This is a genomic window from Nocardia rhamnosiphila NBRC 108938, from assembly GCF_000720425.1.
GTDB classification, from domain to species: Bacteria; Actinomycetota; Actinomycetes; order Mycobacteriales; family Mycobacteriaceae; genus Nocardia; species Nocardia rhamnosiphila.
Genome location: NZ_JOAJ01000008.1, coordinates 326457 through 339470, shown reverse-complemented (window position 1 = coordinate 339470; position 13014 = coordinate 326457). Strand labels below are relative to the sequence as shown.

General features: G+C 69.3%; 11 protein-coding genes. 7 read left to right on the top strand and 4 right to left on the bottom strand.

All coding sequences use genetic code 11. The annotated features are described in order from the left end of the window. The first annotated feature begins 7 nt into the window (after window positions 1-7). The gene (locus IG75_RS0125995) at window positions 8-550 is read left to right on the top strand and encodes a cupin domain-containing protein (RefSeq protein ID WP_030523796.1); all 543 of its coding nucleotides are present in this window, start codon (window positions 8-10) and stop codon (window positions 548-550) included. 239 nt (window positions 551-789) lie between these two features. Next, on the top strand, window positions 790-3192 hold the full coding sequence (gene treY, locus IG75_RS0125985; RefSeq protein WP_051714920.1) for a malto-oligosyltrehalose synthase: 2403 nt from the start codon (window positions 790-792) through the stop codon (window positions 3190-3192). A gap of 11 nt (window positions 3193-3203) precedes the next feature. Here the strand turns inward: treY and IG75_RS0125980 are convergent, their stop codons facing one another. Both IG75_RS0125980 and IG75_RS0125975 read right to left on the bottom strand, forming a co-directional pair. Further along, window positions 3204-4616, bottom strand: coding sequence for an amidase (locus IG75_RS0125980; RefSeq protein WP_030523798.1), 1413 nt, complete (start codon window positions 4614-4616; stop codon window positions 3204-3206). A 138-nt stretch (window positions 4617-4754) separates the two neighbouring features. Further along, complete coding sequence (locus tag IG75_RS0125975) at window positions 4755-4973, bottom strand: hypothetical protein (RefSeq protein ID WP_030523799.1); 219 nt, start codon at window positions 4971-4973, stop codon at window positions 4755-4757. Window positions 4974-5163: 190 nt separating this feature from the next. Here IG75_RS0125975 and IG75_RS0125970 point away from each other — a divergent pair, with 190 nt between their 5' ends. Further along, window positions 5164-5598 carry a nitroreductase family deazaflavin-dependent oxidoreductase gene (locus IG75_RS0125970; RefSeq protein ID WP_030523800.1) on the top strand — a complete coding sequence of 145 codons (435 nt, stop codon included), beginning with the start codon at window positions 5164-5166 and terminating at the stop codon, window positions 5596-5598. Between the two features lie 109 nt (window positions 5599-5707). Continuing rightward, window positions 5708-7063, top strand: a complete 1356-nt coding sequence (ilvA, locus tag IG75_RS0125965; protein WP_030523801.1) for a threonine ammonia-lyase IlvA — start codon at window positions 5708-5710, stop codon at window positions 7061-7063. Window positions 7064-7067: 4 nt separating this feature from the next. Here the strand turns inward: ilvA and IG75_RS0125960 are convergent, their stop codons facing one another. Continuing rightward, window positions 7068-8291 (bottom strand): serine hydrolase domain-containing protein, encoded by a 1224-nt coding sequence (locus IG75_RS0125960; RefSeq protein WP_051714919.1) that lies wholly within the window; start codon window positions 8289-8291, stop codon window positions 7068-7070. A 507-nt stretch (window positions 8292-8798) separates the two neighbouring features. Between IG75_RS0125960 and IG75_RS0125950 the strand changes: the two genes are divergently transcribed. Continuing rightward, window positions 8799-9659, top strand: coding sequence for a helix-turn-helix domain-containing GNAT family N-acetyltransferase (locus IG75_RS0125950; protein ID WP_030523804.1), 861 nt, complete (start codon window positions 8799-8801; stop codon window positions 9657-9659). A 33-nt stretch (window positions 9660-9692) separates the two neighbouring features. On the opposite strand, the gene IG75_RS0125945 is transcribed toward IG75_RS0125950, so the two are convergent. After that, window positions 9693-10244, bottom strand: a complete 552-nt coding sequence (locus IG75_RS0125945) for a hypothetical protein (protein ID WP_030523805.1) — start codon at window positions 10242-10244, stop codon at window positions 9693-9695. A gap of 194 nt (window positions 10245-10438) precedes the next feature. On the opposite strand from IG75_RS0125945, the gene IG75_RS0125940 reads away from it, so the two are divergent. Both IG75_RS0125940 and IG75_RS0125935 read left to right on the top strand, forming a co-directional pair. Then, a complete protein-coding gene (locus IG75_RS0125940) occupies window positions 10439-11722 on the top strand; it encodes a PucR family transcriptional regulator (RefSeq protein WP_051714918.1) in 1284 nt (427 codons plus the stop codon). A 307-nt stretch (window positions 11723-12029) separates the two neighbouring features. Continuing rightward, entirely contained in the window at window positions 12030-13013 is a 984-nt protein-coding gene (locus tag IG75_RS0125935; protein WP_030523807.1) for a phosphotriesterase family protein, read from the top strand. Window position 13014 lies beyond the last annotated feature (1 nt).

Genomic DNA, 13014 nt, shown 5'->3' with positions numbered 1-13014 from the left:
TAGGGGGATGCCAGATCGGGTCTACTCCTTCCGCAACGGTCACCGCATCACCGTGGTCGACGAGGGCACCGACGCGCACGGCCCCTATCTGCGGCTGCGCCACGAACTACCCACCCCCGGCCGACAGGCGGGTCCGCACTGGCACCCGGTGATCGGCGAGAGCTGGACGGTACGGCGCGGCGCGCTCGGGTTCCGCGTCGACGGCCGCGACATCACGGCCGGCCCCGGCGAGACGGTGCGCGCGGCGGCCCGCACCGTCCACGAATTCCATAGCGTCACACCCGATACGGTGCTCGACCACGAGATCCGCCCACCGCTGCGGCATCTGGAGATGTTCGCGCTGTGGAGCGCCCTTGACCGGGCGGGGGCGACCACTCGCTCCGGCGTACCACGCAATCCGCTGGCACTCGCCCTGTTGTGGGAACTACAGGACGGCTACCTCGCCGGAATCCCGGCCTGGCTGCAGCGCGCGATCCTGGGAAGCCTCGCCGCAATCGCCCGGCGAACCGGTTACGCACGCCGCTGGACGGGCCCGGCCGACCGGACCTGAGCAATCGGCCAGTGACCCCCGGCATCCGCGCGCCGAAATGGCGCTAGTGTCATGTCCATGGACGCGTCCGACTCGCTGATCGAGGAAGTGACACCGCCCGTGGTGTATCCGCGTGGCACCCGGCCATCGGGCGACGCCGAGCATCCACGCTGATTCCGGCCAGTCCCAGCATCCCCGCGCCGGCCGGCTCCGGCGCCTTTCCACCCGCCGCGCTCCTCAGGACCCCGACCGAGAACTGTATGCCCGCAGACCCGCCGAGCTTCCGCCGCAACCCGCGCGCCACTCCGGTCCGCAGCACCTACCGGCTTCAGCTGCGCCCGGACGGACTCACCTTCACCCAGGCCGCCGCCATCGCGGAATACCTCCAGCAACTGGGTGTCTCGCATATCTACCTCTCCCCGGTGATGACGGCCGCGCGCGGCTCCACCCACGGCTACGATGTCACCGACCCCACCACCGTCTCCGCCCCGCTGGGCGGCCCGCTCGGACTCAAGGCACTCGCCGACGAGGTACACAACCGCGGGATGGGCCTGATCATGGACCTGGTGCCCAACCATGTGGGGGTCGCCGATCCGCAGCAGAACCTGTGGTGGTGGCATGTGCTGCAATACGGTCGTAAATCCCAGTTCGCGTCGTTCTTCGATATCGACTGGAGTCCGGGCAACGGTGTGGGCGGCCGGCTGGCGCTACCGGTCCTGCGCGGCGCGAACGATCCAGCCGCCCTCACCGTCGACCGGTCCGGCCCCGAACCGCTGCTCGCGCTGCACGAACTCCGTTTCCCCATCGCGCCCGGCACCGACGGCGACAACGCACTGCGGATCCACGACAAACAGCACTACCGGTTGGTGAGCTGGAAATCCGGGATCTGCGGATATCGCCGGTTCCTCTCGATCAGCGGGCTGGCGGCGCTGCGCCAGGAGGATCCGGCGGTGTTCGAGGCCACCCATCGCGAACTCGCGGCCTGGTGTGAACACGATCTGATCGACGGTGTCCGGGTCGATCATCTCGACGGCCTCGCCAACCCGGCCGGATACCTCCAGCGCCTACGGCAGCTGATCGGGCCCACCCGACTGCTGCTGGTGGAGAAGACCCTCGCCAACCGGGAACCCCTCGACCCCACCCTGCCGATCGACGGGACCACCGGCTACGACGGCATCGCCGATTTCGGCGGGGTACTGCTCGAACCGGCCGGGGAACAGATCCTCACCGAGTTGTCCCGCCACATCACCGGGCACGGCAGCGATCGGGTGTGGGTCGGCGAGAAGGAGCACCGCATCAAGCGCGCGGTCGCGGAGAGCATCCTGGCGCCCGAGATGCGCCGCCTGGTCGCCGCGATCAAAGCCGACGCGGGCGCCGACGATTTCGACACCATGGCGCTCACCAATGCCACCATCGAGGTGCTGTCCTTCCTGCCCGTCGCCCGGGCCGACTACACCCCGCTGTACGGGATGATCAGCGCGGTGATCGCCGAGGTGGAGAAACGCAACGCTGAACTACGGGCGCCGCTGGCGGTCCTGGTGAGCGCGCTGATCGCCGGCGGTACCGCGTTCACCCGGTTCCATCAGGTGAGCACCGCGATCGGCGCGAAAGCCGTGGAGGACATTCTCTTCTACCGTGCGGTACGGCTGGTGGCACTACAGGAGATCGGCGGCAATCCGGCGCGTTTCGGCCGCAGCGTCAATGAATTCCATCTCGCCAACGCCTCGCGCGCCCGCCGCTGGCCCACGTCGATGACCACCCTGTCCACCCACGACACCAAACGCGGCGAAGATGTGCGGGCCCGGATCGGGGTGCTCTCCCAGGTCCCCCGCATGTGGGCCCGTGCGGTCACCCTGTGGCTCGAGAAGCTCCCCCCGCCCGACGGCGCCACCGCACTGTTCCTGCTACAGAACATGTTCGGTATGTGGCCGGCCGACGGGCGTCCGGCACCCTCGGTACCGGGTCTGCGCGACCGGGTACACCGATTCGCCGAGAAGGCGATGCGCGAGTCCGGGGAGCACACCTCCTGGGAGGAACCCGATACCGAGTTCGAGAACGCGGTGCACGCCTGGCTCGACCAGGTGATCGACGGGCCGGTCGGCCGCCAGCTCACCGATCTCGCCCACGATCTGGCCCCGCACGCATGGTCGGATTCACTGGCCCAGAAATTGCTGCAGCTGTGCGCGCCGGGGATCCCCGACATCTACCAGGGGTGTGAGGTCTGGGAGGACTCGCTGGTCGACCCCGACAATCGCCGCCCGGTCGATTTCGGGTCCCGGGGCGGAATGCTGCACACCCTCACCACGACGCCGCCGCTGGACATCACGGGCGCCGCCAAGATGTGGCTGGTCGCCTACGCGCTGTGGTTGCGGCGGGAACGCCCGGAATGTTTCGTCGGCGGTACCTACACCCCGGTGTTCGGGCACGGTGAGCACGCCGACAAACTCGTCGCCTACGCCCGGGGCCGGGTCGGCGCCGACCCGGAGATCATCGTGGCCGTCACCCGGCACAGTGTCGCGATCGGGGAGACCGGCTGGGGCGATACCTATCTCGAACTCTCGGGCGGGTCCTGGACCGACCGTCTCACCGGACATACATTCCAGAACCGCGCCCGCACGGAAAAACTGTTCGCCCGCCTTCCGGTCGCACTGCTGGTCCGCTGAGCGCGCCGCCGTCAGGATCCGGTCGCCGCGGCGGCGATCCGCGGGAACGGCGCCTGCGCTTCCAGCAGGAAACCCAGTTCCAGCAGCGTGCGTTCGCCACCGTAGGGACCGCTGAGCATGACCCCGACCGGCAGTCCGGCCGCGGTGAGACCGGCCGGAACGGCAAGGGACGGCGACCCGGTGACATTGTTGATCGGTGTATAGCCGACGAAGTTCGTGACCCGCTCGATCGATTCGGCGAACGGCACTCCCGGATTCAGGTATCCGATCTCGGGCGTGGTGTGGGTGAGTACCGGCGAGAGGACGGCGTCGTAGCGGGTGAGTACCGCGTCGTAGTCGGCGCGGGCCCGGTTCAGCCGGTACAGCGCACCCGGGGTGGCGAACAGCCGCCGGCGGAAGGCGGCGGCCAGCCCCTTGGTGAAGGTCTCCAGCCGGGCGGAATCGAAGGAGCGGCCGTGACTCAGTTTCCCGGTGACGCCCGACATCTGTGCGAGGAATCCCCAGTACTGCAGGAAATCGGCGACGAGCTCCGCCGAGACCGGTGAGGGTATCGGCTCGATAGTGTGTCCCGCGCTCTCCAGGATCCGGGCGGTCTCGGTCACGGCGGCCAGGGTCTCGGCGTCGGGTTCCAGACCGTTGCACGCCGTGGTCAGCAGACCGATCCGCAGTTTCCGCGTGGCGGGTCCCTCGACGGTGCCTATGGGCGGCAGTTTCGGATTGCGCCAATAGGCTTCGGCGGCCGCGTGGTAGGCGGCCTGATCACGGACCGACCGGGACAGCACACCCTCGGAGACGAGTTTGATCGGCAACTGCCGCGCCTGGGCGTTGTCCAGGTGCCGGAACCGGCTGGGTTTCAGCGAGACCAGACCCGCGCAGGCCGCCGGGATGCGCAGCGATCCGCCCCCGTCGTTACCGTGCGCCACCGGCACCACACCCGCCGCCACCAGGGCGGCCGATCCGCCCGAGGAACCGCCGACGGTGTACCCGGTGTCCCACGGGTTGCGGGTCGGGTCGCCGTGCTCGAACTCGGTGGTGGAGGTGAAACCGAATTCGGGCATGGTGGTCTTGCCCAGGACTGTCACCCCGGTGCTCAGTAGTTGTGCGGTGAACCGGCCGTGCCTACCGGCGGGATGCGCCGTGATCGCCGCGCTGCCGTAACAGCTCGGCAGCCCGGCCACATCCGCATTGTCCTTCACGAAGGCCGGAACCCCGTACCACACACCGTCTCCGGCCGTGGCCGGTCGCGGCTCCGGGCATCGATAGGCGATCGCGTTCAACCGCGGATTCACCGCTTCGGCCCGGGCCGAAGCCGCGCGGGCCAGTTCCTCCGGACTCGTCGCACCGGCGCGGACCAGGGCGGCGAGCGCCACCGCATCGTGTTCGCCCAGCGCGTCGTCGGTGAAGGCATGTACTCGATCGGTCATGAATCGGCTCGCGTGTACCTCGGGGATCCGGATATCCGACCCGGAGCCAAGTGGACGTGTGTTCAACTCGGCCCAGACTAGTACGGAGCGGAACCGCGCGGGGCTCGTCGCCCCCGGCGTGGCGCACGGAAGCGGCGGCTAACGGCGCGCCGAGCGCCACCACCCGGCGGACCACAGCAGCACGCCCACGGCCGCCCCCAGCAACACCCCGGTCTGAACCGACCCCAGGACAACCGCTGCCACCAGGAACACCAGCAGTCCCAAGACCAGCGCCTCCAGCTTGTACACCGGCCAGCGCGACCCCGCGATATCGACAGCCGCCGGACCGCGGACGGCGGTGAGCGGGGATGCGGTCATATGTTCAGGCTACCCGTGGAGCTGGTGTTCGGTCCATCGAACTTTTGTTTTCCCGCCCACATACTCCGCCGTCCGGCGCGAAACCTCGCGCGGCCGCCGGCTCGGTGGGCCGGGCCACTGCGCAAGCCCTGTCCGGCCAGGTCGGACCGCCCCGGGAACAAGCGGCCCCGTCCGGGACGTTTCCCGGGATATGCCATTGACTGGAGAATACGCACCGTCCACATCCGACTGGGCCCGCGAGCAGGCCGAGAAGATCGAGAACTCCGGCGGTACCGAGGGCACCACCATGCAGGGCATGCCGGTGGTGGTGCTGACGACCGTCGGCAACAAGAGCGGCAAACTGCGCAAGACCGCGCTCATGCGGGTCGAACACGGCGGCGAATACGCGATCGTCGCCTCGCTGGGCGGCGCGCCGAAGCATCCGGTCTGGTACCACAATGTGGTCGCCGAACCCCATGTCGAGCTGCAGGACGGCACCGTCACCAAGGACTACACCGCCCGCGAGGTGTTCGGCGAGGAGAAGGCACTCTGGTGGACGCGGGCCGTCGCCGCGTACCCGCCCTACGCCGACTATCAGCTCAAGACCGATCGCCAGATCCCGGTCTTCGTGCTCACCCCGCGCTGACGACACCGGTCCGGGCGTTATTCCGGCAGTCCGGGACCACGCTGCCCAGATGAACGAAAGTGCAGGACACGGCCACCCGCCGCGCGCTACGGCCGCGGTGGGTGGCAGCATGGACCGGGTGTCCGATGTGCTCACTCACCTGCCAGAAGCCCGTCCCGCGTTGACCGCGGACGAGATCGACGCCGCAGCCAAACGCATCGCCGACATTATCGAGCCCACTCCCCTACAACTATGCCCGCGCCTGTCGCAGCTCACCGGCGCCCAGGTGTACCTCAAACGCGAGGATCTCACCGTCGTGCGCTCCTACAAGCTGCGCGGCGCATACAACCTGGTGGTCCAGCTCAGCGACACCGAGCGCGCGGCGGGTGTGGTCGCGGCGAGCGCCGGTAACCACGCCCAGGGTGTGGCGTTCGCCTGCCGGGCCATGGGCATCACCGGCCGCATCTACGTCCCCACCACCACGCCCAGACAGAAGCGCGACCGGATCCGGGTCCACGGCGGCGAATTCGTCGAACTGATCGCCGTCGGCGAAACCTTCGACGCCGCGGCCGCCGCGGCCGCCGACGATGTCCGGCGCACCGGCGCCACCATGGTGCCGCCGTTCGACGACACCCGGACCGCCGCCGGTCAGGGCACCATCGCCGCCGAAATCCTCGATCAGCTCGGGACCGCGCCGGATCTGGTGGTGGTCCCCGTCGGTGGCGGCGGGTGCCTCGCCGGTATCGGCACCTATCTGCGGGAACGAGCCCCGCAGACGGCGATCCTCGCGGTCGAGCCCGCCGGGGCCGCCTCGATGACCGCGGCGCTGGTCGCGGGCGGGCCGGTCACCCTGCCCGAGGTCGACCCGTTCGTCGACGGCGCCGCGGTCCGCCGGATCGGCCGGGTGCCCTACGACGCGGTGGCCGGTTTCGGCGGGCGGGTGGTCTCGCACGGCTCCCTGCCCTTGCTCATCTCGACCGAACCCCCCGGCGGCGCCGGCTCCTTCCGGTTGCTGCGGGTGGACGAGGGAGCCGTCTGCACCGCCATGCTGGACCTGTACCAGAGCGAGGGGATCATCGCCGAGCCCGCGGGTGCGCTGGCGATCACCGGGCTGCTGGAATCACCCCCGGAGCCCGGGTCCACCGTGGTCTGTGTGGTCTCGGGCGGGAACAACGATGTATCCCGATACGGCGAGGTCATCGAACGTTCCCTGGTCCACCAGGGGCTCAAGCACTATTTCCTGGTGGACTTCCCGCAGGAACCCGGAGCGCTGCGCCGGTTCCTCGACGAAGTACTGGGTCCCGACGACGACATCACCCTGTTCGAATACGTCAAACGCAACAACCGGGAAACCGGGGCCGCGCTGGTCGGTGTCGAACTGGGCGAACGCACCGGCCTGCAACCGCTGCTGGACCGGATCGCCCATTCCCCGATCCAGTGTGAGCGGCTCGAACCGGGTTCCCCGGCCTACCGCTATCTGACCTGAGTGATCAGGCCGCGGCCTCCCGGGGTGCGCCGCGGCCGATCCGGGCGGCCGAGCGGGCCCCGGACATGACCAGGGGCAGCAGCCAGGCGAACGCGGACTGGTCCACGGCCAGCGTTTCCATCGCCAGCCGGTTGTGCACGAAACCGAGCGAGATACCGCTGTCCGGATCCGCCCAGCCGAACGAGCCGCCCAGGCCGATATGGCCGAACCCGCGGGGTGCGCCGAGGGTGGGCATGGCGTGGTACCCGAGATGCCACAGCGGTCCCATATAGAGGAACAACCCGGTATCGGGCCGGAACCGTTCGATCCGGCGGATGGCCTGCACGGTGGCGCCGGACAGGTACCGCCGGCCACCGGCGAGCCCGTTGCAGGCCAGCGGTTCGTACACCGCGGCCAGGCCGTTGGCGCTGCACACACCGTTGGCGGCCGGCATCTCGCTGTCCAGCACCGGCGGGTTCGGGCCGGACAGGATGGCCTCGGCGCCGGGGATGAACAGGGAGCGGCTGCTGACGCCGAGCGCGCCGGGAATGCTCTGCAGCAGGGTGACCAGCCGGGAACCGCGCGGCGTGCCGGCGAAGGAGAAGCCCGCGCCGAAGCTCTCGGCCGCCACGGTGACCGAACCCGCGGCCGGGCGGCCCAGATGCACACCGTCGGTGCCCAGTGGGAGCGCGACCTCGCGCTGGAACAGTTCCTTCATACTGACGCCGGTGACCTCCCGAGCCAGTCCGGCGAGCAGCCAGCCGAAGGTCATCGCGTGGTAGGCGGGCACGCCGAGCAGCCGGTCCGGGGTGGCGGCGGCCAGGCGTTCGGCCATGAGTTCGTGGTCGAGCAGTTCGGCGCCCTGCGCCGCCAGCGCGCCGACACCGGACAGACCGGCCGAATGGGTGAGCACCTGCCGGACGGTGATCTTGTCCTTGTTGTTACAACCGAACGCGGGCCAGTACTCACAGACCGGGGCGTCGTAGTCGATGAGACCGCGATCGGCGAGCCGATGCACAACCGTGGCCGAGATGCCCTTGGTCGCCGAGAACACCACCGCACCGGTGTCGCGGGTCCAGGGCCGTCCCGGCGCGGACTCCCCTGTCCAGATATCGAGAACCGGTTCCCCGTGCCGATACACCGCCAGCGCCGCACCTACGCCCTTCCTGCCACCGTAGACCCGGGTGAATGCGGACGTCAGCCGCCGAAATTCTGCTCCGGCGGTGCCGGAATAAGCGACGCTGCTCATCCTTACACAGTAAGGTCATCCGAGGTTTCCGGCAATGTCCGTCCGGGACGGTATACGGCCGGGTATGCTGCCGGACCCGCCGAGATCGGCCACCGGAAGCGCCCGACACCCAGGTGTCGCGCGGACACCCGAATGTAATCTTCCGGGACAGCTACTGCCCGGAAAATTCGATGCGGACACTTTCCCGGACCCGGCGTCAATTCCATCCACAACAGGAAACAGATCGGTAAAGAATTCATGCTCGCGCTCCGGCGTGGAATACGCGCCGCATCCGTCCACCCGCGCTCTGCTCTCACGCCGGGCCGTACCGGTGGCGGAAACACTTTCGCGCGGAATCCCCCGGTCGACAGTATCTTTCGATATCCGCACGCCGGTCACCGGCAATCGCGCCCGAAAGGAATCGCGGTTACCGGCGATACCGGCCCCCGGAAATATCGACGACACTGGATAAACGGTGGAAAGTCGACTTTCTCGGGTGGAATATCTTCCGTCGATATAGTGGCCCCCATGACCTCCTTGGCACCGCCGGTCGTGCGGGACCAGGTGCGCGGTGACGCGCTCCCGGTCGCCGACGCGGCCATCTACGCAGGCTGGTTTTCCTGCCTGGCCGACCCGACCCGGGTCCGGTTACTGCACCAGGTCGCCACGAGCCCCGCCGGCATCCACATCGGCGAAATCGCCGAAGCACTCGGTATCGGACAGCCGACCGTCTCCCACCATGTCCGCAAGCTCACCGACGCCGGGTTCGTGACAGTACACAAAGAGGGCACTGCCACCCTCGTCACCGTCGATCCACACCGCTGCACCGAACTGCCACATACCGCCGACGCGGTGATGGGCCTGCTCACCCCCCGGCCATCCTGCCCGGACGAGCCGCCGGGCGATATCACCGTCCGGGCGTTGACCGACGCGGACTGGGAAGCCGTGCGCGCCATCCACGCCGCCCGGGGGGCGGCCTATCCCGCTGTCGGCGCCGCCGACGCACCCGACCGGGAGGCCCTGGACCGCCAGTGGCTGCCCGGGCACCGCTGGGTCGCCGAAGCCGACGGCCGGATCGCCGGGTGGGCGGCCCTCACCCCGGTCTCGGGCCACGCGTTCTATCGGGACGTCGCCGACAGTTGCGTCATGGTCGCCGACGAACTCGAGGGTCGCGGTGTCGGCACCGCCCTGCTCCGCCGCCAGGTCACGGCCGCCGAGGACGCGGGCCTGCGCGCCCTGCAGACCACCGCGTTCCCGGAGGACCGGGCCGGGATCTCGCTGTATCACGCGGCGGGCTTCCGCACCGTCGGTATCCGGGAGCGTAGCGGCCGCTCCGAAGGCCGCTGGCGCGACGCGGTACTGCTGGAGCGACGCAGTCCGCTGAACTGAGCATCCGGCCGGGCGTCGCGGCGATCCGCACCGTTACGGCCCGGTCCGGACCGGTCGCAGGATCACCTTCAGCCACAGGGTCGACAGACCGCACAGCACACACAGCACCGCCACGCCGGCGCTCGCCCAATCGGCGGCCGACAGCCCCCGCAGGCCCGTCTCGCCGTATAGCGCGAGCGGATACACCCCGACCACGAGCATCGCGACGGTCCCCAGCAGCGAGACCAGCGAGGTGGGCAGCCAGCGCACCCAGCGGAACGGGCGCACCACCTCGTCCGGCGCCACCCCGGAGAACACGCGCTCCACCCGCCCCCAGGCCACACTGTTGACCACCAGGACCGCGAGATCGAGCAGGAGTGCGCCGATCGCGAACGACAGCGCCCCGGGCGGGGCGGCGGGTTCCGGCCCGGGCAGCGGCAGCAGCCCGGCCGCCGCCGGATAGCAGGCGAGGACGACACCGGTCGCGGCCGCCGCCGACCACAGCACCGACCACTTCCGGCGGGTGGCGGCCAGCGCGACCGTGGCGGCGCGTTCCGCCGGAGAGCACGCGTCGTACCATCCGGGCGCACCGGCGGAAATCTTCATAACAGCTGCCCCGCACCCCGTCGGTCCTGCCCAACACTGCCGCGGGCGGTCCGGGACACCGGCCGTCCGCCTGTCCGCCGACTCTAACCGTCCGCGCCGGTCGGGACACCGGTTCGGCGCCGGCCGGGCCGACGCGGCCGGGGACGACCGCCCGCCCGGTCACCCGGCCGGTGGGCCGCGCGATCATTACCACTGTGGAGCAACGACAGGCGGCGCACAGCACCGAAGAGGTGGTCGGTCTGGTGGCGCAGACATTCCTCCGGGACCGCGACCAATTCGTCGACGAGTTGTCGCAGATGATGCGCGCGCAGGTGCCGGCGCTTGATCAGGACCCCCGGCTGCGTGAACTGATGGAGGACGGGACGACCGACAACTTGATGGAAGTCCTGCAGTTCCTGCAGAACGAGGCCGCCGAAGACGATGTCCGAGCGCCGGAGCGGGCCCTGGTGTACGCCCGGATCCTCGCCCAGCGCGATGTGCCGGCGTCGGCGTTGATCCGGGCGTACCGGATCGGTCAGGCCGGCTTCCTGGACACCGGGATGCGCTACGCGATCGAATTCGGCGGCGGCGGCCCGGTGACCACGTCGGCGATCGTCCATATCGTCAACCGCACCTCGGTGTACATCGATCGGGTGTGCGAGCAGGTCGGTGTCGCCTACGAACGGGAACGTGATCGGTGGGTCGGAAACCGGGGCGGGCTACGGCAGCAGTGGGTGACCCGGCTGCTCAACGGCACCACCACCGATACCGAGGCCGCGGAGCAGGTACTGCACTATCCGCTCACCCGCGGGCACCTCGCGATCGACGCCTGGACCGACCCGCATATCGACCCCGCCACCGCCGTGGAGGTTTTCGACCACCTCCGCACGGCACTGACCACCGTGTTCGATCGGGCGCACGGCAACCTGCTTGTGCCGGTGGACGAACACGAGGCCCGGATGTGGTTCGCCCTCCCGCCCGAGACACCCGTCGACAGTGCCGCGATCGAACAGTTGCTCTCCGACCGGGCCCTGCCGGTGCGGGTGGCCTTCGGCGGTTACGGCAGCGGGGTCACCGGCTTCCGGCGCACCGCGGGTCAGGCCGACCGGGTACGCCGGCTCGCGCTGCTGGGTGGAGAGCACGGCGCCCGCGTCCTGTCCTATCCCGACGTGTCGGCGGTCGCGCTGCTGGCGAGCGATATCGATACGCTGCGCGAATTCGTCGCCGACGAACTCGGCGAACTGGCGGTGGACAACGAACGCAATCTCTGGCTGCGGGAGACATTGCGCGTATTCCTCGCCGTGAACCGCAGTTACGCGGCGGCCGCCACCCGACTGGCCGTCCATCGCAATACGGTCCAGTACCGCGTCCGGCAGGCGCTGAACCTCATCGGCGTGAGCACCGACGCACCCGGCGCGGACCTGTACCCGCGGCTGGCCCTGCAGGCCACCCACCTACTCGGCGCCGCGGTATTGCGACCGGAGCCGGGACAGAACTGACCCACGGCACCGATTCCGGCCGGCACCCGGCGGACGCAATGCGCCGCGCACGACGGACATTTCGCCGAGCGCGCCGCGGGCATGTGCTGAGCGCACAAATGCCGGCCGAGCTTTCATGCGGCCGGAATATGGTCCACCCCACAGCCTCGCCGTAAGGTTCAGTTATCCCCGGAAACCGGCGTCCACCTGAGTAGTTGGCTCGCCGGCAACCGGTTGGCCGCGCCCGCCCCGGGGGGTGTCGCGGACCCCATCCCATCCGTCGCGCCGGCGTCGTCGCGCTGCGCGCTGCCCTTTTCCAGGAGTCTCCGTGCCCTCGATCCAAACCGTCCGCGGTGCCGTGGACACCGCCGATCTCGGTGTCACCCTCATGCACGAGCACGTCTTCGTGCTCAGCTCCGATGTGCAGCAGAATTATTCGCAGGAGTGGGGTTCGGAGGACGAGCGGGTCGAGGACGCGGTCCGGCAGCTGACCATCGCCTACGACGCCGGGGTACGCACGATCGTGGACCCGACGGTGGTGGGCCTGGGCCGCTACATTCCGCGGATCGCGCAGATCGCGCAGCGGGTCCCGCTGCAGTTGATCGTGGCCACCGGCCTCTACACCTACAACGATGTGCCGTTCTTCTTCCACTACCGCGGACCGGCGCTCGATCCGCTGGTCGGCACCCATGTTCCCGATCCGATGGTCGATATGTTCGTCGGCGATATCCGGGACGGTATCGCCGGGACCGGCGTCCGGGCGGGCATGCTCAAATGCGCGATCGACGCGGAGGGACTGACGCCCGGTGTCGAACGGGTGATGCGGGCGGTGGCCCGGGCCCACCACGAGACCGGGGTGCCGATCACCGTGCACACCCACCCCGAATCGGGGTCCGGTTTCGAGGTCAAGCGCGTCATGTGCGCCGAGGAAGGCGTCGATCCGACCCGGATCGTCCTGGGCCACAGCGGTGACACCACGGATCTGGACTATCTGACCGCACTCGCGGACTCCGGATTCGTCCTGGGCATGGACCGATTCGGGATCAATCTCGAGACCACCTTCGAGGCGCGCGCGGATACCCTCATCGAGATGGTGCGCCGCGGCTACGCCGAACGCATGGTGCTCTCGCAGGACGCCAGCTGCTATATCGACTGGATGGAACCGGCCATGCGGGCGGCGGTCCTGCCGCAGTGGCACTACACCCACCTGTTCGACGACGTCTTCCCCTATGTGCTCGATCGCGGGATCGAGGAGCGGCAGCTGCAGACGATGCTCGTCGAGGTACCCCGCCGGTTCTTCGCGGCCGGGTGAA